Annotated in this window: 15 protein-coding genes; 12 read left to right on the top strand and 3 right to left on the bottom strand. The window is 70.0% G+C overall.

Annotated features, from left to right (window positions below):
* Position 1: 1 nt before the first annotated feature.
* From tssE to tagF, 12 genes are all read left to right on the top strand, one after another.
* Positions 2-508, top strand: a complete 507-nt coding sequence (tssE, locus tag FVD38_RS13765; RefSeq protein WP_147935324.1) for a type VI secretion system baseplate subunit TssE — start codon at positions 2-4, stop codon at positions 506-508.
* A complete protein-coding gene (gene tssF / locus FVD38_RS13760; RefSeq protein WP_147935323.1) occupies positions 505-2403 on the top strand; it encodes a type VI secretion system baseplate subunit TssF in 1899 nt (632 codons plus the stop codon). Before tssE ends, tssF begins: the two co-directional genes overlap by 4 nt.
* Before the next feature lie 35 nt (positions 2404-2438).
* On the top strand, positions 2439-3404 hold the full coding sequence (gene tssG / locus FVD38_RS13755; RefSeq protein WP_229493647.1) for a type VI secretion system baseplate subunit TssG: 966 nt from the start codon (positions 2439-2441) through the stop codon (positions 3402-3404).
* Between the two features lie 19 nt (positions 3405-3423).
* Positions 3424-6099, top strand: coding sequence for a type VI secretion system ATPase TssH (gene tssH / locus FVD38_RS13750; RefSeq protein ID WP_147935321.1), 2676 nt, complete (start codon positions 3424-3426; stop codon positions 6097-6099).
* 107 nt (positions 6100-6206) lie between these two features.
* Entirely contained in the window at positions 6207-6902 is a 696-nt protein-coding gene (locus tag FVD38_RS13745; protein WP_187271583.1) for a YopT-type cysteine protease domain-containing protein, read from the top strand.
* Between the two features lie 160 nt (positions 6903-7062).
* On the top strand, positions 7063-8223 hold the full coding sequence (locus FVD38_RS13740) for a hypothetical protein (RefSeq protein WP_147935319.1): 1161 nt from the start codon (positions 7063-7065) through the stop codon (positions 8221-8223).
* Between the two features lie 147 nt (positions 8224-8370).
* Positions 8371-10353 carry a type VI secretion system Vgr family protein gene (locus tag FVD38_RS13735; protein ID WP_222706922.1) on the top strand — a complete coding sequence of 661 codons (1983 nt, stop codon included), beginning with the start codon at positions 8371-8373 and terminating at the stop codon, positions 10351-10353.
* 93 nt (positions 10354-10446) lie between these two features.
* Complete coding sequence (gene tagH, locus FVD38_RS13730; protein WP_147935318.1) at positions 10447-11814, top strand: type VI secretion system-associated FHA domain protein TagH; 1368 nt, start codon at positions 10447-10449, stop codon at positions 11812-11814.
* A complete protein-coding gene (tssK, locus tag FVD38_RS13725; protein ID WP_147935317.1) occupies positions 11811-13151 on the top strand; it encodes a type VI secretion system baseplate subunit TssK in 1341 nt (446 codons plus the stop codon). The genes tagH and tssK overlap by 4 nt, the downstream gene beginning before the upstream one ends.
* A 1-nt stretch (position 13152) precedes the next feature.
* Positions 13153-14502 carry a type IVB secretion system protein IcmH/DotU gene (gene icmH / locus FVD38_RS13720; protein ID WP_147935316.1) on the top strand — a complete coding sequence of 450 codons (1350 nt, stop codon included), beginning with the start codon at positions 13153-13155 and terminating at the stop codon, positions 14500-14502.
* A 7-nt stretch (positions 14503-14509) separates the two neighbouring features.
* Entirely contained in the window at positions 14510-18016 is a 3507-nt protein-coding gene (gene tssM / locus FVD38_RS13715; protein ID WP_147935315.1) for a type VI secretion system membrane subunit TssM, read from the top strand.
* Positions 18013-18618: a type VI secretion system-associated protein TagF gene (gene tagF, locus FVD38_RS13710; RefSeq protein WP_222706921.1), complete on the top strand. Its 606-nt coding sequence runs from the start codon at positions 18013-18015 to the stop codon at positions 18616-18618. The genes tssM and tagF overlap by 4 nt, the downstream gene beginning before the upstream one ends.
* A gap of 1 nt (position 18619) precedes the next feature.
* Here the strand turns inward: tagF and FVD38_RS13705 are convergent, their stop codons facing one another.
* From FVD38_RS13705 to FVD38_RS13695, 3 genes are read right to left on the bottom strand one after another with little or no spacing between them, the layout of a single operon-like run.
* Positions 18620-20032, bottom strand: coding sequence for a serine/threonine-protein kinase (locus FVD38_RS13705; RefSeq protein WP_222706920.1), 1413 nt, complete (start codon positions 20030-20032; stop codon positions 18620-18622).
* Positions 20025-20906, bottom strand: coding sequence for a Tll0287-like domain-containing protein (locus FVD38_RS13700; protein WP_147935314.1), 882 nt, complete (start codon positions 20904-20906; stop codon positions 20025-20027). Before FVD38_RS13700 ends, FVD38_RS13705 begins: the two co-directional genes overlap by 8 nt.
* Before the next feature lie 2 nt (positions 20907-20908).
* Entirely contained in the window at positions 20909-21811 is a 903-nt protein-coding gene (locus FVD38_RS13695) for a FecR family protein (RefSeq protein ID WP_147935313.1), read from the bottom strand.
* Positions 21812-21858 lie beyond the last annotated feature (47 nt).

Below are 21858 nucleotides of genomic sequence, written 5' to 3'. Positions count from 1 at the left end.
CATGGCCGAACTGGCGCCGCGCGAGCGGCTGCAACCGTCGCTGCTGGACCGCCTGACCGACCACGAGCCGGACCAGGCGGTGGAGGCGCGCGAACGCCGCGTGCTGTCCGAGCGCGGCTTGCGCGCGGGCGTGCTGCGCGACCTGGCCTGGCTGCTCAACACCACCAACCTGGAGGCGGGCGGCGCCTTGCCGCGCCTGCCGCACCTGGCCGGCTCGGTGCTCAACTACGGCTTGCCGGACATCGCCGGCGTGTCGCAGGCGGGCATGAGCACGGCCGACCTGGAGCGCGCGATCCGCCAGGCCATCTGGGACTTCGAGCCGCGCCTGATCCGCGCGTCGGTGTCGGTCAAGGCCGTGGCCGCGCCGGAGGCGATCAGCAAGATCACGTTCGAGATCGAAGCCGATCTGTGGGCCCAGCCGTATCCGGAGCACCTGTACCTCAAGACCGAGCTCGATCTGGACCTGCGCCAGCTCACCCTGCTCGACCGCGGCGCGTTTCGACCATGAGCAATCCACGTCTGCTGCGCTACTACAGCCAGGAGCTGCAGCACCTGCGCGAGATGGGCGGCGAGTTCGCGGCCCAGTATCCGAAGATCGCCGGTCGCCTGGGCCTGGAGGGTTTCGAGTGCGCCGATCCCTACGTCGAGCGCCTGCTCGAAGGCTTTGCCTTCATGGCGGCGCGGGTGCAGATGAAGATCGACGCCGAGTACCCGCGCTTTACCCAGCACCTGTCGGAGCTGGTCTACCCGCATTTCCTGGCCCCGACGCCGTCGATGGCGATCGTGCAGTTGCAGCCCGACCCGGGCGACCCCGCGCTCGATGCGGGCTTTCACCTGCCGCGCGGCGCGGCCATGCGCAGCGTGCTGGGCAAGGACGACGCCACCGCCTGCGAATACCGCAGCGCGCACCCGGTCACGCTGTGGCCGATCGAGCTGGTCGAGGCGCGCCTGTTTCCCCTTGCCGGCGCCCTGGAAGGCGTCGAGGCGCGCCTGCCGCCGAATGTGCGCGCCTGCCTGCGCCTGCGCCTGCGCACCACCAATGACGCTCCATTCAGCGCGCTCGGCCTGGATCGCCTGGCGCTGCACCTGCGCGGCGGCGACGACCTGCCGGGCCGGATCTATGAAAAACTGTTGGGCGCGACCGAGGGCGTGCTGGTGATGCCGGGCAGCCGCCGCGGCGGCCACCTGCGGCTGCCGAAGACGGCGTTGCAGCCACGCGGCTTCGACGAAGGCGATGCGCTGCTGCCCAGCGGCCAGCGCAACTTCCAGGGCTACCGGCTGCTGCAGGAGTATTTTGCGTTCGCCCAGCGCTTCCTGTTCGTCGAGCTGTCCGGCCTGGCCCCGGCCATTGCGGCCTGCGCCGAAGCGGAACTCGAGATCGTCGTGCTGCTCGCGCACGGCGACACGCGCCTGGAGCAGGTGCTCGACGCCAGCCATATCGCCTTGAACTGCACCCCGGTCGTGAACCTGTTCCTGCGCCGTGCCGACCGCATCGACCTGGCGCAGGAACGCGCTGAATACCACGTGCTGCCCGATCGCACCCGCCCGCTCGACTTCGAGGTGCACCGGGTCGAGCGCGTGACGGGCCATGGCAGTGGCGCGCAGGCCGAGCAGGAGTTCCGGCCGCTGTATAGCGCGCATGACCTCGGCGCACACGGGGCGGGCGGCGCGGGCCAAGCCTCGGAGCAGGCCTATTTCCAGGTCCGGCGCGAGCCGCGCGTGCTGTCGCCGGGCCAGCGTCGGCGCGGGCCGCGCTCGTCCTACGTCGGCAGCGAGACCTATATTTCCCTGGTCGATGCGCGCGAAGCGCCGTACCGCCACGACCTGCGCCAGCTCGGCCTGACCCTGTGGTGCACCAATCGCGACCTGCCGCTGTCGATGCCGCTGGGCGTGGGCAAGACCGACTTCATCCTGGAGCAGGGCGGTCCGGTGCGGGCGGTGCGGGTGCTGGGCGGGCCGAGCCAGCCGTTTCCCTCGTTCGCGGAAGGCGGCGCGGCCTGGCGCCTGATCAACCAGCTGTCGCTCAACTACCTGTCGCTGGTCGACACCGACCCGGAACAGGGTGCGCGCGCGCTGCGTGAGCTGCTGGCCCTGTATTGCCATCCGCTCGACCTGGGCAGCCTGCGCCAGGTCGAGGGCGTGCGCTCGGTGGCGGCGCGCAGGGTGACCCGGCGCCTGCCCGGATCCGGACCGATCGCCTTTGGCCGCGGCCTGGAGATCACGGTCACGATGGACGACGCCGCGTTCGAGGGCGCGGGCGCCTTCGTGCTGGGTGCGGTGCTGAGCCATTTCTTTGCCCAGTATGTGTCGATCAATGCCTTCACCGAGACCGTGGTGCGCACCCATGGGCGCGGTGAAATCATGCGCTGGCCGGCGCGGGGAGGCGCATGCGCGATCCTGTAGAGACACAACAACGTATCGGGCGACGCGGGGCCGGCATGGACTTCTACCAAGCCTTGCGCCTGCTGGAGAACGCCCACCCGGACCAGCCGCGCATCGGGGCATCGCTGCGGCCACGTGACGACGCCGTGCGCTTCGGCCAGGATCCGTCGCTCGGCTTCGAGCCGGGCGCGCTGGCCGGCGTGACGCCGGCCGGGGAAGGGCGCAATGCCGGCGCGCGCCCGCGCCTGACGGTGAACTTCACGGGCCTGCTCGGCGCCAACGGACCGCTGCCGCTGCACATTACGGAATATGCCCGCGAGCGCATGCGCAACCACGGCGACCCCACCCTGGTCGCGTTCCTGGACGTGTTCCACCACCGGATGGTGTCGCTGTTCTACCGCGCCCGCGCCAGCGCCGATCCGGCAATCAGCCTGGACCGGCCAGACGGCGACCGTTTCGGCGACTACGTCGGCAGCCTGTTCGGCATCGGTACGCCGGCGCTGCGCGGGCGCGACGACATCGGCGACTTCGCCAAGCTGCACTTCGCCGGCCTGATGGCCAACGGACGCCGTCCGGCCTCGGGGCTGGTGGCGATCCTGCGTGCCTACTTCGGGGCGCCGGTCGAACTCGAGCAGTTCGTCGGCCACTGGATGCCGATCCCGCCCGAGGTCCAGAGCCGCATGGGCGCGCGCGAGCGCGGCAACCGCCTCGGCGCGTCCACGGTGCTCGGCACCCGGGTCTGGGACCGCCAGCACAAGTTCCGCCTGGTGATCGGGCCGCTCGATTACGCCGGCTACCAGCGCATGCTGCCGGGAGGCGCCAGCCTGCGCCGCCTGGTCGACTGGGTGCACAGCTATGCCGGCCTGGCGCTCGACTGGGACCTGCGCCTGGCGCTCAGGCGCGAAGAAGTACCGCGGCTTGCGCTGGGCGCCAGGCGGCTCGGCTGGAGCACCTGGCTCGCCAGCGGCCCGGCCGCGCGCGACGCCCGCCAGCTATTGATCAATCCGGCCCACGCGGGCTGACCTTGCGAAAGAAACGAATATGGCCGAAATCAGCCGTGTCGCGCTGTTTGGAAAACTCAATGCCCTGTGCTACCGCGCGATCGAAGGCAGCACGGTGTTCTGCAAACTGCGCGCCAATCCCTATGTCGAGATGGTGCACTGGCTGCACCAGATCCTGCAGTTGCAGGATTCCGACGTGCACCGCCTGGTGCGCCACTATGAACTCGACGCCGCCGTGCTGGCGCGCGACCTGACGGCCGCGCTGGACCGGCTGCCGCGCGGCGCCACCTCGGTCACCGACCTGTCGTCGCAACTGGAAGAAACCGTCGAGCGGGCCTGGGTGTACGCCACCCTGATGTTCGGCGAGTCGCAGGTGCGCAGCGGCCACCTGCTGTTCGGCATGCTCAAGACCGCGAACCTGCGCAATGCGCTGTATGCGGTCAGCCGCCAGTTCGAGCGCATCAAGGCCGACGACCTGTCCGAGCGCTTCGCGTCGCTGTTGAAGGAGTCGCCCGAAGCGAATCTGGGCGCCAGCGACGGTTTCGAGGCATCCGCCGCACCGGGCGAAGCATCGGGCGCGCTCGCCCCGGCCCAGATGGGCAGGCAGGAAGCCCTGAAGCGATTCACCCTCGACCTGACCGAGCAGGCCAGGAGCGGTACGATGGACCCGATCGTCGGCCGCGACGACGAGATCCGGCAGATGGTCGACATCCTGATGCGGCGCCGCCAGAACAATCCGATCATGATCGGCGAGGCGGGCGTGGGCAAGACCGCGGTGGTCGAGGGCTTCGCCCAGCGCATCGCGCGCGGCGACGTGCCCCCGAGCCTGAAGGAGGTGCGCCTGCTGGCGCTGGACGTCGGCCTGTTTCAGGCCGGCGCCAGCATGAAGGGCGAATTCGAGCAGCGCCTGCGGTCGGTGATCGACGACGTCCAGGCCAGCGAGAAGCCGGTGATCCTGTTCATCGACGAGACCCATACCCTGGTCGGCGCTGGCGGCGCGGCCGGCACCGGCGACGCCGCCAACCTGCTAAAACCCGCGCTGGCGCGCGGCACCCTGCGCACCATCGGCGCCACCACCTTCGCCGAGTACAAGAAGCACATCGAGAAAGACCCGGCGCTGACCCGGCGCTTCCAGAGCATCCAGGTCGACGAGCCGAGCGAGGAACGAGCGATCAGCATGATGCGCGGCGTGGCCTCGACCATGGAACAGCACCACCGGGTGCAGATCCTGGACGAGGCTTTGGCGGCGGCGGTGAAGCTGTCGCACCGCTATATCCCGGCGCGCCAGTTGCCCGACAAATCGGTCAGCCTGCTCGACACCGCCTGCGCGCGCGTGGCCGTGAGCCTGCACGCCACTCCGGCCGAGGTCGACGACAGCCGCAAGCGCATCGAGGCGCTGGAGGTCGAGATGGGCATCATCCGGCGCGAGGGCGCGATCGGCATCGAGGTCGGCGCGCGTGCCCGCGAAGCCGAGGAAGCGCTGGGCCAGGAGCATGAGCGACTGGCGGCGCTGGAGCGGCGCTGGGCCGGGGAACGCGAACTGGTCGACGAGCTGCTGGCGCTGCGTGCCCGGCTGCGCGATGGCGCCTTGCCGGTCGAAGGCAGCGGCGCGGCGCAGGACGAGGAGCGGCGCGGCCTGTTGAAAGAGCGGCTGAGGGTGGTGCAGGCGCAGTTGGCCGAACTCCAGGGCGAGACTCCGCTCATCCTGCCGACGGTCGACTACCAGGCGGTGGCGGCGGTGGTCGGCGACTGGACCGGCATCCCGGTGGGCCGCATGGCGCGCAACGAGATGGAAACGATCCTGAACATCGGCCCCATCCTGGCCCGGCGCGTGATCGGCCAGGACCATGCGATGGAGATGATCGCGCGCCGCATCCAGACCTCGCGCGCGGGCCTGGACAACCCGAACAAGCCGGTGGGCGTGTTCCTGCTGGCCGGCACCTCGGGCGTGGGCAAGACCGAGACCGCGCTGGCGCTGGCCGAAGCGCTGTATGGCGGCGAGCAGAACCTCATCACCATCAATATGAGCGAATTCCAGGAAGCGCACACGGTGTCGACCCTGAAAGGTGCGCCGCCGGGTTATGTCGGCTACGGCGAAGGCGGGGTGCTGACCGAGGCCGTGCGCCGCCGTCCCTATTCGGTGGTGCTGCTCGACGAAGTGGAGAAAGCGCATCCCGACGTGCACGAGATGTTCTTCCAGGTGTTCGACAAGGGTTATATGGAAGATGGGGAAGGGCGGTTCATCGACTTCAAGAACACGCTCATCATCCTGACCACCAATGCCGGCACCGAAGTGATCTCGCGCCTGTGCAGCAAGCCGGAGCAGGTGCCGGATCCCGACAGCATGGCCAACGCCCTGCGCAAGCCGCTGCTGGAGGTGTTCCCACCGGCGCTGCTGGGGCGGCTGGTGACGATTCCGTATTACCCGCTGACGGATGCGATGCTGGGGCAAATCGTGCGGCTGCAACTGGAGCGTATCAAGGGGCGAATCGAGGCCCGCTACAGGATTCCGTTCGCATATGGCGACGATGTGGTCGAGCTGGTGGTGTCGCGCTGTACCGAGAGCGAGTCCGGTGGACGCATGATCGACGCGATCCTGACCAATACGATGTTGCCGGACGTCTCGCGCATATTCCTGGCGCGGACGATGGAAGGTGCGCCGATCGACGGCGTGCGCGTGGGCGTGAGCGACGGTAGCTTCAGTTACGTGTTTTGAGCGTTCGCCGCGCGGCATTACGACGCGCCGACGTGGCGCGGATGCTGCGGGACAGGGGAATAAAGGGACAGGATATGGATTATTCGAATGCGACAGGGGTCAGGGTCATGACCCCGATCGCCGCCGAGGTTGGGTGTCATTACCAGCCGTTTGCGCAAATGGTACTGCTGGGGGGCGTGCAGGCAAAAGTGGTGCGACTGGAAGGCAAGGACGCACCGGTGGGGCAACTGCAGCACGGCGCGGGCGGCATATGCTATGGACTTGCGGTCGCCTGGCTCGAGACGGCGGAACGCAAGGGGGGCGATTTCATCACCCAGGTGGCTGACCTGGAGTCCTCGCCAATGTTCTACCGGGCCTACGTCGCGCACCGCCACCAGCAGACCTATGGCCGGATCAGCACGTCCGGAATCTGGTACGACGATGGAGCGCACGGGAACGACTGGAGCGCTGCCGACCCGTTCTTCGGCACCGCGGCGATGACCCAGAACAGCCGGCTCGTCGACGCAGGCAAGGAGCGCTCCTTCGGGCTGTCGCAAGGCGGCATGGAAGCGCTCTGCGCCTGGCTCGGCGCATCGGTCAACAAGCGCTATTTCATGCTGTCGATCCCGGGGCACGCGATGACCGCGATCGGATCGCGCTCGGGCAGGTACAGCGTTTTCGATCCCAACTGCGGCATCGTTTCGTCATTGTCGCCGCGTACCCTGGCCACCTGCCTGCACCGCTATTTCAGCGATGCGAGGATCAAGCCTCGTTACCACGGCACCAGCGCCGGATGGTTGACGGCCAAAAAATTCAAGGCCTGATGCGGCGCCACCGTCATGACGCGTTCGCAACGGGTGCCGGCACGCTCCTGGGCATGCGTCCATGTCCTGACTTCGCGCGTATCTCTCCACAGGCGCCGCATGCCGCGCAAGCGAGCGATCAGGTGATGGTCGCCGACACCAACCACAGGATACGGATACGATGGCAACGATGCAGATCTACGGAGAAAGATTGACGTTCTCGCAGGAAGAGTTCGACCGGTTGGCACGTAAGGCGGGCGCGGTATTCGGCAACCGGGTCCACAAGAGCGAACTGCAGGCCTTGCGCGACCTGCTGACGCGCCGCTCCCCACCGGTCGCGGCAGCGGACGTTCTTGGCGCGATCAGCCAGATACCGTTGCAGAAGCGCGAGAAGTACAAGGAAGTCATCCGCTACATCGCTTTCCATTATGCGGACATGATCGATAACGGCGCCATCATCGCCGTGGCCGATCCGAGGATTGGAACCACTTTTGCCCAGGAATATGCGTTGATGCTGCCCGGCGATAACGTCGACTTGATCTATGGCGCCCGTTCGGGGCGTGGCCTGCCGCCATATACGGGCGTCGGCGCGCGCATCTGCGACAACTTCAACAACGCGGCAAATATCGGCAACGGCCTGGCTTTCGGCCGTACCTGGGACGGCACCGGGGGATGGGGAGTCAAGGCGTCGGCAGCGACGGCGTCGATCGTCGGCACCGCCGATATTACGGGACCTCGGGAAGGCATCAGCCAGCTGACCCGGAGAGCGCACGTTACTGGCTTGATGGCGTCCCGCATGAATCCTGCAACTGCGCTGGAGATGGACAGGGAAAAACTCAGGAAAGACCTGCAGAAGACACCTTTCCGGATCCAGCTGGCGAATGGCTACAGCAATCCGAAAGACATGCGCATCGCTCGCCATTTATGGGCGCATGCCCGTATGGTGAAGGGGGTACGGCGTGCCTGCAAGGGAGGGATCGCCATGGTGGCGTCGTCGCCCGCATATATTCGTGTGAACGCCAAGATTCATTTCGTGCTCGACGCGCTTGGGGATCTCGGCCGCGTAGCGATAAAAAAGCCGCTTACCGATAGTTCTCCCTATGTCGCGATTACCGCGTCGGAGCTGTTGTTCTGCTACCGCTACTGGAATGATCCGGTGTACGCCTTATCGCTGGTCGTCAAGTTTTATGTGAACGGCGACCGGGTTATCGCGCCCTGGGAAGGAGACTGGCGCATCAACGACTATAGCGGGAATCCGGTCGTCTCGAACCAGGAAGCCTGGCTTCGCTACGGACTGGCAGGCGAACTGCGTAACGTAGCCAGGGAATTCCCGAGATTCTGAGCGGCGCAAGGCCGCCATGCTTCCCGGCGCGAACGTGCATCCAGGCCCAGGCATCCTGCGTATCTCTTTGCAGGCACCTCGTATCGCGCATGCGTTCGGCGATGCCCGCACTTTGATCCAGCAACCGTGACACCCAGCTTTCGACCAATGTCCATCCTGCCCACCCAATCCCAACGTGAGGTCTCCGTCAAGACCGTCCTCGGCGCCGACGTCCTCCTGTTCAAGCGCATGCACTGCAGCGAAGCGCTGGGCCGCCTGTCCGAGTTCCGCATCGAATTAGCCTCCGAGCGCGGCGACATCCGGATTGCCGACGTCCTCGGCACCGGCCTGACGGTCAGCATCGACCTGGCCGAAGGGGGGCAGCGCCACTTCCACGGCATCGTCACCCAATTCTCCTATCAGGGCTGGCGCGACGACAAGCCGTCCTACCAGGCGGTCGTGCATCCGGCCCTGTGGTTGCTCACGCGGGCCACCAATTGCCGCATCTTCCAGGACAAGAGTGCGCTCGAGATCGTCAAGGCGGTGGTGGCCGAGTACGGCGGCCTGGTCTCGCTGAAAGACGGGTTGCTGTCATCCACGCCGGCCCCGCGCACCTACTGCGTGCAGTACCGTGAAAGCGACTTCAATTTCGTCTGCCGCCTGCTGGAAGAAGAAGGCATCTATTACTACTTCGCGCACCGCGACGGCGCGCATACGCTGGTGCTGGCCGACGGCTATGGCGCGCACCAGACCGTGGCTGGTTACGAAACCATCCTGTTCCGCGATGAGGAAGAGGGGCGCGATCCGCTCAAGGAGACCGTGACCCGCTTCGCGCCCGGCGGCGAGATCCAGGCCAGCGTCGTGACCCTCAACGACTTCGATTTCGAAAAAGCCTCGGCCAGCACCAGCGGCGCCCTGATGGTCAAGGCGACCATTCCGGCGCCGTTCGACCAGCGGCGCTACGAGCACTACGATTATCCCGGTCGCTACGTCGCCGCCGGCACCGGCAATGGCTTTGCACGCGCACGCATCGAGGCGCTGCACGGCCAGGGCGAGCGCATCGAGGCGGCCGGCAATGCGCGCGGACTGACGGCCGGTGCGCTGTTCACGCTGGCCGAGCATCCGCGCAGCGACCAGAACCGCGCCTTCCTGATCACGGGGACGCAAACCGAAGTTACCGGCACCAACTACCGCACCGATGGGTCGAACGAAGGCATGGATTTTCGCTGCGTGTTCGAGGCGATCGGCAAGGAGCACGCCTACCGCGCCCCGGCCGGCGCCAGGAAGCCCGTGGTGCAGGGGCCGCAGACCGCCATGGTGGTGGGGAAGAGCGGCGAAGAGATCTGGACCGACCAGTATGGCCGCATCAAGGTGCAGTTCCACTGGGACCGCGACGGCGCGTCGGACGAGACCAGCTCGTGCTGGGTGCGCGTGCAGCAGGGCTGGGCCGGCAAGGGCTGGGGCATGATGTTCGTGCCGCGCGTCGGCATGGAAGTCGTGGTCAGCTTCCTCGAGGGCGACCCCGACCGGCCGCTGGTGACGGGCTGCGTCTACAACGGCGACGCCATGCCGCCGCACGCGCTGCCTGCAAAACAGACCAGGTCGACCATCAAGTCGAACAGCTCGAAGGGCGGCGCTAACTTCAATGAATTGCGCTTCGACGACAAGAAGGGCGCCGAGCAGTTTTATATGCACGCGGCGCGCGACCTGGAGCAACGCATCAAGGGCGACGCCCTGGCCTGGGTCGGCGGCGACCACCACACCAGGGTGGGCAAGGACAGCATCGAGCAGGTCGACGGCGACCGCCATTACAAGATCGGCGGCGACCGCCGCGAAGAGACCGGCGGCTCGGCGACCCAGGAGGCGGCCCTGAACATGGTGGTCGAGGGCGGCATGAAGTCGGCGCTGTATGCCGGCCAGACCGTGCATATCAAGGCCGGCATGAATGTGGTCATCGAGGCCGGCGCCAACATCACGCTGAAGGCCGGCGCCGCCTTCCTCAGCGTGGGGCCGGCGGTGATCGTCGGCTCGACCATGCCGCTGCCGATGCCGTCGGCGTCCACCGCGGTCAACGCGGCGGTGCTGGCCGCCACCATCCGGCCAGGGCCGCCGCCGGTCGCGCCGCGCGAGGCGGACGACGGCAAAAGCTGAGCAGCGCCCGGTGACATGACGGCGCGACTTGCGTCCAACACACCGTTCCTCGCGTAAGTCTCTTGCACCCGGCCCCGAACCCAAGGAAATGACATGAAACTGCGACTGCACGTGCTGAGCTACCGCGACCAGCCGCCGCCAGAGCCGCTCCAGGCCGAGTTCGACGCCGAGGGTGGCATGGTCGGGCGCGCCCCCGGCAACCGGCTGGTGCTGGAAGATCCGGACAAGTACGTGTCGCGCAGCCACGCCAGCGTGACCCTGCGTGACGGCCGCTACTACCTGACCGATGCGGGGAGCAACCCGAGCATCGTTAACGACCGTCCCCTGGGCGCCGGCTCCGAGGTCGCGCTGGACGACGGCGACCGCATCGTGGTCGGCGACTATGTGTTGCAGGCGGTGCTGGAAGGGCCGGTCACGGAGGATGCCACGATGATGGCGCCCGCGCCCAAGGCCGCTTCTGCTCCCGCTTTTATTCCAGTTTCTGCGCCGGCGTGGCCCCCGGCGCCGTTCGAGCCCGGGCCGCCGGACAGCCTGGCCGGCGCCCGCATCCTCGATGGCGCCGCCGCTGCGGGCGGCGACGATCCGCTGGGCCTGGGCCTGTCCGGCATCGCAGCGAAGGCCGCGCATGGCGCCAGGCCCGCCGCCGACCATGACCACGTGCCGCCGGAGCGGCAGGCGTTCGCGCCGCCGCCGGTGTTCGCCGCCATCCCGGCCGACTACGATCCGCTGGCGGACCTGCAGCGGGCCGCGCCGCCACCGCCGCCGCAGCCGCTGCCGCCACCACCCGTGCCGCCACCTGCGGCCATCGAGCCACCGCCCGCCGCGGCGCCGGCCGCCGAGAGCGCCGTGCTACACGCCCTGCTCGACGGCCTGGGCCTGCCCCAGCTGCGCACCAGCCACGCGCCGGAAGATCTGGCGCGGCTGGCCGGCGAACTGCTGCGCGGCCTCACCGCCGGCACGATGGACGTGCTGGTGGCGCGCGCGCTGACCAAGCGCGAGAGCCATATCGACATGACGATGATCGCCCCGCGCGCCAACAATCCGCTCAAGTTCTTCCCCGATGCCGGCAGCGCGCTGGGCCAGATGCTGGGCGCCGGGATGCCCGGCTACCTGGCGCCGCAGGCGGCGGTGCAGGGCGCCTTCGACGACCTCAAGGCGCATGAACTGGCCGTGATCGCCGGCATGCGCGCGGCGCTCGGCGCCGTGGTGCAGCGTTTCGACCCGGCGCGCATTGAGGGACGCCTGAGCGAGCCGGGGCGCTTCGACCGGCTGCTGCCGGCCAGCCGCAAGGCGCGCATGTGGGACCGCCTGGTCGAGCTCTACGGCGAGCTGGCGCGAGACGCCGACGAAGACTTGCAGCGCCTGTTCGGCGAAAAATTCTCCAGCGCCTATGCGCAGCAGGTCGAGCGCCTGCGCGCCGGGCAACCGTCTTCAACCCCTGATTCCTCAGAAACTCCATGACGTGGCAAAGCAAAGTAGTCTGGTCCGAGGGGATGCTGTTGCAGCCCCAGCACCTCCAGCAGCACGACCGTTACCTGGCGACCCAGCTCGAGGCGCGCGTCGGCGCGCTGCGGCCCTATGCCTGGGGCGTGTCGCGGCTCGAGATCGACCAGCAGCAGCTGGCGTTGGGCAAGCTGGCCTTGCAGGCCTTCAGCGCCGTGCTGCCCGACGGCACGCCGGTCGGCGCGCCGAGCGAGGACGAGTTGCCGCTGCCGATCGACATCCCGCCCGATGCGCGCGACGTCACGGTGGTGCTGGCGCTGCCGGTGCGGCGCCATGGCATGCCCGAGGTCGACGACCGTCCCGGTCTCGACAACTTCGCCCGCCACGGGAGCCGCGAATACGAAGCCTGGGACAGCAATGGCCTGGACAGCAGCGCGCTCATGACCGTCGGCAAACTGCGCCTGCGCCTGGCGCTGGCGAGCGAGGTGGCCGACGCCTGGGTCACGCTGGGCGTGGCGCGCGTCATCGAACGGCGCGCCGACAATCGGGTCGTGCTCGATCCGGCCTATTGCCCGCCGGCGCTCGACGTGCGCGCGGCGCCCGCATTGAAGGGCTTCCTCGATGAGCTGCTTGGCCTGCTGCACCAGCGCGGCGAAGCCCTGGCCGCGCGCCTGGCCCAGCCGGCCGGCGCCGGCGCCGCCGATATCGCCGACTTCCTGCTGCTGCAGCTGCTCAATCGCAGCCAGCCGCTGGTGGCGCACCTGGCCGGCATGAGCGGCCTGCACCCGGAAGCCCTGTACCGCGAACTGGTGCGTCTGGCCGGAGAACTGGCCACCTTCACCCGCGCCGACAAGCGGCCAGGCCCGTATCCGGTCTACCGCCACGATGCGCTCGACGAAAGCTTCGCGCCGCTGGCGCTCGACCTGCGCCGCTCGCTGTCGTCGGTGATGGATCCGCATGCGGTGCCGATCCCGCTCGAAGAGCGCCAGTTCGGCATCCGGGTGGCGGTGCTGCCCGACCGCACGCTGCTGCATGGGGCCACCTTCGTCCTCGCGGTGCAGGCGCAGCTGGCGCCCGACGTGGTGCGCGGCAGCTTCCCGCCGCAGGTCAAGATCGGCTCGGTGGAGACGATCCGCGACCTGGTCAACCTGCAGCTTCCCGGCATCGCGCTGCGCCCGCTGCCGGTGGCGCCGCGCCAGCTGCCCTATCTGGCCGGCTATACGTACTTCGAACTCGACCGCGCCAGCGACTACTGGCAGCAGTTGTCCAATTCCGCCGGCTTCGCCATGCACATCGCGGGCAGCTTCCCGGGATTGCAGATGCAGTTCTGGGCGATCCGTCTCCAGGCTTCCTGACATGAATCCACACGAATCCCACGACGCCGGGCACGACCCGGACCGCACCCTGCTGGTCCCGCGGCCGGGCCGCCGGCCGCCGCAGCCGGCGGCCGTGTCCACACCCGCTGCATCCACCTTCGCCTCCGCGCCGCCAGGCCGGACGCCCGCCCCGGCGCCGCCCGGCGTCGGCCTGAACCCGCTGGCGCGCGCCGCCGCGCCGCTGCTGGAACTCGTGGTGCCGCTGCGCACGCTCGCCACCGCGCCCGACCTGGCAACGCTTCGCGCGCAGTTGACCGATGCGGTGCGCCGTTTCGAAAACGATGCCCGCGACGCCCGCATCGACGCCGAGACCATCGCCGCCGCGCGCTATGCGCTGTGCACCCTGGTCGACGAGACCATCTCCAGCACGCCCTGGGGCGGCGGGGTGTGGGGCGGGCGCAGCCTGCTGGTGGAGTTCCACAACGAGGCCTGGGGCGGCGAGAAATTCTTCCTGGTCCTGCAGCGCCTGAGCGCCGACCCGCGGCGCCACCTGGACGTGCTGGAACTGATGTACCTGTGCCTGGCGCTGGGCCTGGAGGGACGCTACCGGGTGCTGGAGCGCGGCCATGAGCAGCTGGCCTTGCTGCGCGAGCGCCTGCTGGCGCTGATCGACCAGCAGCGCGGCCAGCGCGAGCAAGACCTGTCGCCGCACTGGCGCGGACACGAAAAGGCGCAGCCGCGCATGCTGATCTGGCCGCCTTGGGTGATGGCGGTATGTGCCGGCGTGGTCCTGCTGCTGCTCCAGCTCACCTACGGCGCGCTGCTCAACCGCGCGTCCGATCCGGTCTACGCCCGCATGGCGGCGCTGCGCGCGGCGCCGCCGGCGCGGGTGGTGGCCGCGCCCGCGCCGGCGCCCGGCCCGACGTCGCTGGCAACCGCGCTGGCGCTGGAGATCGCCGCCGGCCAGGTCAGCGTGAGCGGCAATGCCGAGCGCGCGGTGCTGACCCTGCGCGGCGACGGCGGTTTCGCCTCCGGCAGCGACGAAGTATCGAAACGCCTGCTGCCGGTGCTGGAGCGCATCGGCGACGTGCTGCGCACCCAGCCGGGCAGGGTGGTGGTGATCGGCCATACCGACGATACCCGGCCCTCGCTGTCGGCGCGGCTGCCGTCCAACTTCGACCTGTCGAAGGCGCGCGCGCGCACCGTCGCGGCGCTGCTGGAGAAACGCGCCGGCGGCGCCGGACGCTTCGCCAGCGAAGGCCGCGCCGACACCGAGCCGGTGGCGCCCAACGACGGCCCCGCCAACCGTGCGCGCAACCGGCGCGTCGACATCGTCGTGATGGCGCCGACGGCATCCACCTCACCGCGCCAGCCGGCCGGCCTTGATTGAGAGATCCATGAACCGTTTCATCCCCCACTGGCTGCGCAAGCCGTGGATACCCACCTTGATTGCACTGGCCTTGCTGGCCCTCCTGATCTGGTTCTGGGCGCCGCTGCTGGAAGCCGGCTCCGGCCTGCGCTGGATGCTGATCGCGCTGCTGGCGTTGCTGGCGGCGGCCTGGTTCGCCGCGCGCCTGTGGCTGGCGTGGCGCCGTCACCGCGCGCTGATGGACGGCATGGCGCCCCCGGCGTCGGCGCCGCCTGCGGACACGCCGCCCGACCCGGCGGCGGCCGACCTGGCCGCACTCGGCCAGCGCATGCGCGCCGCGCTGGCCGTGCTGCGCACCGCGAACCCCGGCTGGCGCATGCGCGGCCGCTACCTGTACGAGCTGCCCTGGTATGTGTTCGTCGGCGCGCCGGGCAGCGGCAAGACCACGGCGCTGACCCGTTCCGGACTCGAATTCCCGCTGGCCGAGACCCTCGGGCCGGACGCCATCGGCGGCATCGGCGGCACCCGCCACTGCGACTGGTGGTTCACCGATGAAGCGGTGCTGCTCGATACCGCCGGACGCTACACCACCCAGGACAGCCAGCTCGAGGTCGACCGCGCGGCCTGGAGCGGCTTTTTGGGCCTGTTGCGCAAGCACCGTCCGCGGCGCCCGATCAACGGCGTCATCGTCACCATCAGCGTGACCGACCTGCTGCTGCAGCCGCGCGCCGCGCGCGAAGCGCAAGCGCGCGCGGTGCGCGCCCGTATCCAGGAACTGCAGGAACGCCTGGGCCTGGCGTTCCCGGTGTATGTCATCGTCACCAAGAGCGACCTGCTGGCCGGCTTCACCGAATTCTTCGAGCCGCTCGGACGCGAGGAGCGGACCCAGGTCTGGGGCATGACGTTCTCGCTGGCCGACAGCGCTGCTCCGGCCCCGGCCCTGGCGGCCTTCCCGGCCGAATTCCGCGCGCTCGAAACCCAGCTGCAGCTGCGCATGCTGGAACGCATGCAGCAGGAACGCAACCTCGGGCGGCGCGCCCTGATCCATGGCTTCCCGCGCCAGTTCGCGGCGCTGGAAGACGCGCTGGAGAACTTCCTGCAGGCGGTGTTCTCGGCCAACCGCTTCGAGCAACCGGCGCTGCTGCGCGGCGTCTACTTCACCAGCGGCACGCAAGAAGGACATCCGATCGACCGCGTGATGTCGTCGCTGGCGGCGTCGTTCGGCCTGCGTGACCGCGCGCTGCCGCCCCGGCCGGAGAGCGGGCGCAGTTATTTCCTGACGCGCCTGATGCGCGAGGTGATCTTCCGCGAGGCGGGGCTGGCCGGCCTCAATCCGCGCGCGGAGCGCCGGCGCCGCCTGCTGCAATGGGGCGTGCTGGCCGGCGGCGCGGCGCTGGCGCTGCTGCTGGCCACGGCCCTCTCCATCAGCTACGTGCGCAACACGCGCCTGGTCGAGGGATCGGATGCGGCGGTTGCCGCGCTGGCGCGCAAGGCCGCCGCATTCGATGCCGCGGCCGATGGCGACGAGCTGGGCGTGCTGCCGCTGCTGGAGGCGGCGCGCGCACTGCCCGCCGGCTATGCCCAGCGCGAGCGCGACGTGGCGCTGCTCGAACGCATGGGCCTGTACCAGGGCGAGAAGCTGGGCGACGGCGCACAGGCCGCCTACCGGCGCCTGCTGCGCACGACCCTCGAGACGCGCATCGTGGCGCGCATGGAAAACGTGCTGCGCCGGGGCGACGCCGGCGGCCAGGACCTGCTGTACGAAACCCTGCGGGTCTACCTGATGCTGGGCCAGCGCCAGCATTTCGATCCCGCCGCGGTCCAGGCCTGGGTCGAGTTCGAGTGGGAGCGCGGCCTGGCGCAAGCCGGTGCAAGCGAGCGCGCGCAACTGGCGGCGCACCTGGAGGCGCTGCTGGAACAGGGCGACACGCCCGAACCGGTGCAGCTGGACGCGGCGCTGGTGGCGCAGGCGCGCCAGGCACTGGCCGGCATGTCGCTGTCCGAGCGCATTTATGGCGTGACGAAGCGCCAGGTGGCGCAGGAGGCGCTGCCCGAGTTCAGCGTCAGCCGCGCGCTCGGGCGCGATGCCTCGGGCGTGCTGGCGCGCGCCAGCGGCGAGCCGCTGGGGCGCGGCGTGAACGGCCTGTACAGCGTGGCCGGCTACCGCCGCTTCGCCCAACTGAGCTGGCTGGCGGTGGCCGACATCGCGCGCGACGACTGGGTGCTGGCGCGGAGCGAAGCCAATGGCGGCCCGCTCGACGTGGCGGCGGCGCGCGAGGCGGTGCTGCAGCTGTACTTCGCCGACTACATCCGCGCCTGGGATGCCTACCTGGGCGACCTGCGGCTGGCGCCGCTGGCCAGTCTCGACGACGCGGCCCGGGTCAGCAATGCGCTGGGTGGCGCCGATTCGGCCTTGCGGGTGCTGCTGACCGGCGCCGCGCGCGAGACGGCGCTGGCCGCGGTCAAGGCCGACGGCCTGCCGCCCGGCGTCGGCAAGCTGGTGCAGGACAAGTTCGGCCGCGCGCGGCGCCAGCTGGAGGCGGTGTTCGGCGCCCAGCCCGCGGCGTCGCAATCACCGCAACAATCGCAGCAGCACCCGGTCGACAGCCACTTCGCGCCGCTGCACCGGCTCGTCAAGGGCCCGGCGCCGACCCAGCTCGAGCAGATGCTGGCCCTGGTCAGGGATGCCGCGCTGTACTTCGATGCCGCTGAGGGCGCGCGCCGCAGCGGCGCGCCGGCGCCGGCCCAGGACGCCCTGGTGCGCCTGAAGCGCGCCGGTGAAGGGCAGTCGGCGCCGCTGCCGGCCATGTTCAAGGGCATCCACAACGCCGGCGCCGGCCTGGCCCAGGGCGGCGAGCGCGCGCGCCTGAACGCGCTGTGGAATGCCGGACCGGCGCAGTTCTGCCGCGACGCCATCGCCGGGCGCTATCCGCTCGACCGCGCCAGCGCACGCGACGCCACCGCCGACGATTTCGGCAAGTTCTTCGCGCCCGGCGGCCTGATGGACGATTTCTTCACGCGCCACCTGGCCACCTTCGTCGACATGGGCGGCGCGCGCTGGCGCTGGCGCGCGGCCGGCGGCCTGGCCGCCGGCTCGCAGGGGGCGCTCGACGCCTTCCAGCGCGGCGCGCGCCTGCGCGACATGTTCTTCGCCGGCGGGGCGCGCCAGCCCACCTTGCGCTTCACGCTGCGGCCACTCTCGGCGGATGTTGCCCTGTCTGGGGCCCGGCTCGAGATCGACGGCCAGGAAGTGGCCGCCGGGGGCCAGGCGGTATCCCTGCTGCTCCCCAGCGGCAAAGGCAATGGCCAGGTGCGGCTGTCGGCGCCGGGAACCCAGGCCGACCTGCGCAGCGACGGTCCCTGGGCCTGGCTGCGCACCGTCGACCGCGGCGTGCTCGAGCCGCTGCAGCCCGAGCGCTACCGCCTCGGCCTGAGCCTGGACGGCCGCAAGACGAGCTGGGAGCTGACCGCGGGCAGCGTGATCAATCCGTTCCGGCGCGAGGTCACCGGCTTCGGCTGCCCAGCTGCGCTGTGAAAGGCAAGCTGGCCGCGCCAGGCCTGTTCGGCAAGCTGGCCAGCCATGGCGACTTCGTCCAGCGCCGCCTGCCGCCGGACTTCGTCGCGGCCTGGGACACCTGGCTGCAGCAGGGGATACGCGAAGGCCGCCTGCGCCTTGGCGCGGCCTGGCACGAGCGCTACCTGTACGCGCCGCTATGGCGCTTCGTGCTGGCCCCCGGCGTGTGCGGCCGAGCCGCGATGGCCGGCGTGCTGCTGCCGAGCCTCGACCGGGTAGGGCGCCATTTTCCGCTGACCCTGGCGGCGCCGCACGACCACGCGGCGGCCTGCCTGCTCGACCTGGCGACAACTGGCATGGACTGGTTCGACCGGCTGGCCGACCTGGCCGTGTGCGCGATGTGGGGCGACCTGGCGCTGGAGGAACTCGAGCCGGCCCTGGTGCGCCTGGGCGGGCCGCCGCGCCAGACATCCGGGGCTGCATCGGCGTTTCCCGAAGCCCGTGCATGCCGGGCCGTGTTCTGGACCGAGGGCGAGCCTGGGGTGGAACCGCTTCTGATGCTGCACCATGCCTTGCCTGATGCGCCGACCCTGGGCGCGATGCTCGCGCGGGCGTGCGACTGACTCAGGGCGCGTCGGCCAGGGCGCGCGCCGCATCGAGGAAACGCGCGCGCGCGGCGAGCGCCTCGATCTGCCCCGCCACCAGGTCGACCAGCGCCGTGCGATCGGCGGCCCGGGGCAGTGCGCGCTTGACGACGATCGCGGCGATCGGCCCGATCTCCAGCGCCAGCAGGTGCGCCAGCGCGCTGCCGAAAGCGGGATCCAGGGGCGCAGGCGCGATGTTCCCGGTTTCTGGAGGCGTCTGTACCGGGCCGTCGGCAGCGGACTCCGGCGTGTTCTCCAACTCGCGCTCGAGCGCCGCCAGGCTAGTGGCGAAATCGGCGCGCGCGGCGGGCGAGGGGATCTGCTCCAGCAGCCGCTCGCCCAGGGTGGAAAAATCCGGCGCGTCGACCGCGATCCGGCGCAGCAGGAGCCGCGCGACGGGACCGATCTGCGCCGTCAGCAAGGCTTCCAGTTGCGGCAGCACGGCCAGCTTCCAGGCCGTGAGGTCGGCCGTCAGGCCATGCCGTGACGGGTCGGCGGCGTTCGCGGTCGCGGGTGGCACCGGGGGCGCGGACAGCAGCACAGTGGCGTCGGCATCCGGCGCGGCTGCCGCGCCGGCCGTCTCCAGCGCCTGCAGGAAGGCGGCGGCATCGGCGAAGCGCGCCTGTGCCGTCTTGGCCAGCGCGCGCATGACCACCGCATCGAGCGCGCCCGGCAGCAGGGGATTGAGGCGTGAAGGCGGCGCCGGGCTGTGGGTCAGCACCTGCTGCATCACGGCGGCGGTGGACCCGGAAAACGGGCGCTGGCCGGTCAGCAGCTGATACAGCACCACGCCGGCCGAGAACAGGTCGCTGCGGCTGTCGATGGCTTCGCCGCGGAACTGTTCGGGCGACATATAGCTGGGCGTGCCGAGCATGGCGCCGGTCTGGGTCAGCGTGGACGACTCGATGCGGGCGATGCCGAAGTCGCCAACCTTGATGCGGCCGTCGCGCGTGACCAGCAGGTTGGCGGGCTTGATGTCGCGATGGACCACGCCGTGGGCATGCGAATAGGCGAGCGCCGCCAGCAGGTCGCGCATCCAGGCCAGCACCTGGGGCAGGGCGCACGCCTGCACGCCGCATATTTCAGACAGCGGGCGGCCGTCGACGAATTCCATCGCGATCCAGGCCAGGTCGTTCGCCTCGCCGTATTCGTGCACCGCCACGATGTTCGGATGCATCAGGCGGCCGGCGGCCTGGGCCTCGGTGCGAAAGCGCCGCAGCAGTTCCTCCGCCCCGTCGGCGTCGCCCAGGCGGTGCTGGACGGTCTTGAGCGCGAGCGTGCGCTCGATCAGCGGATCGAAGGCGCGGTAGACCACGCCCATCGCGCCGCGGCCGAGGATGGCGTCGAGGCGGTACTTGCCGATCTGGCGCGGCAACGCATCGACTTCACTCATCGAGCATTTTCATCGCGCTGTTCAAGCTGGTGCGCATGCGGTCGAAGGAGCGCGCCAGGCCGGCCAGCTCGTCGCCGCCCCGGGTGTCGATGGCGGCGGCGTCGGCGCGCCCCAGGCTGACGTCGTCGGCGACGCGCGACAGCTGGCCGATGCGGCGCGTGACGAACAGGTGCACCATCACGTTGAGCGCGACGAACAGGAAGCCGAAGATCCCGAGCAGCGACAGCATATAGGTCTGCAGCAGCGTGCGCGCCCGTGCCAGCGGCACTTCCATGGGCACCGACACCACGTGGGCGCCGACGGTCTCGCCCAGCTTCCAGCCGAAACCGCGCTCGTTGCCGTAGATGTCGCGCATGGTGGACGGCGCATCCTCGGGCTTGCCGTGGCAGGCCAGGCAGGCCGCGTCACGGATGCGGATCGGCCGCGCGACATACAGCGCCGGCCCGGCGGCGGCGACGTGCTCGCCCACCAGTTCGGCGGTCTGCGGCTCGGCGCGCAGGCGCTCGACCAGCGGCTTTTCGAATTCGTCGGCGAGGTTGCGCGGATTGGTCGGGTTGAGCGTGGCCTGTTTGTAGCCGTAGTTGGGATAGGCCTTGAGCAGCTGGTTCAGGTGCTCGATGGCGGCGAAGGTCGGCACGGCTTCGGGCAGGAACTCGAACTTGAGCCGGTTTTCCAGCAGCGGTGTGACGTGGGCGCTGGTGTACCTGGTGGCCGCATCGGAGGCCTGCATCAGCAGGCGCGCGTGCTGCAGCGTCTCTTCGCGGGCATTCTCGGCCAGCATCGCATCGGTGACGACGCCGGCGGCGCAGAAGCCGAACACGGACACGGCCAGGAAGACCAGGTTGAACTTGGCGGCGAGCGAACGGATCTTCATGGTCAGAACAGGTGGTTGAGCGGGGTGTTGGCACGGCCTTTGACGGCGCGCTGGCGGCGCAGCGCGTCGCGCCACTCCGGCTGGTCGGCGAGAAGGTCTTCGACCTCGTTGCGGAACACGGCGTCCTCCAGGCGCGCGGCGAACTGCGCGGCCAGGCGGCGACGCAATGGCGGGCTGGCGTCGCGCCAGGCGGCGATATCAAAGGCGGCGATCTCGCGCTGCGCCTTCGGTTCGGCGGCGCGCGCGCGCGCCGCGACCTGGACCAGGGGATCGAGGAAGGCGCGCGGCAGCTGCTGCACGAACAGGCGCGGCGCGCGCGGGGCGAGCGCGAGCGGGCGTGTGGACAACCGCGCAGCATACTGTTCGCGGCCGACCGCGACGGCGCGCGCGCCGCCGGGGCCATTGTCGTTGACGGCGACGGCGCCGCTCTCGACGAATAATTCCGTTCCCTCGGGCGCCAGGCGCAGGATGCCGCTGGCGCCGGCGGCCGGCAGCGACAGCAGGCCGGCATCGAGCGCCAGGCGCCCGCCCGCCGGGGCGCCGGTGGCGAACTTGCCCCAGCCGCGCAGCAGGCTGGCCGCGGGCGCCGCGCCGGCGTCAAGCACGAGCACGCTGCTGGCCGGGCCGAGCGCGAAGCGGGCGCCGTTGGACCATTCAATCTGGACCGTGCCCGCATTCGATTCGACGATGTCGCCGGCCTGCAGGCGCACGCCTGCCGGCGCCTGGTAGACGGTGGTCTTGCGGATCAGGCGCGGCGGCTGTTCGGCGTGCGAGACGAGGGCATTCTGGGCCAGGGCCGGCGCAATGGGAAGCAGCTGCGCCAGCGCGCCCAGCACGGACACGAGCAGGACGAGGTCCCATCGCGGCCGGCGCGACGGGCCGCGTAATGGGTGAAATGGGTGCATGGGCGTGGGTCGGGTAGTGGGATCCTACGCGGACTTACGCGCGCCAT

Origin of the sequence: Massilia arenae (assembly GCF_008014745.1) — a bacterium.
GTDB lineage: Bacteria > Pseudomonadota > Gammaproteobacteria > Burkholderiales > Burkholderiaceae_D > Telluria > Telluria arenae.
The sequence above is the reverse complement of the archived record's forward strand: the minus strand, read 5'-3'. Positions and strand labels throughout refer to the sequence as shown.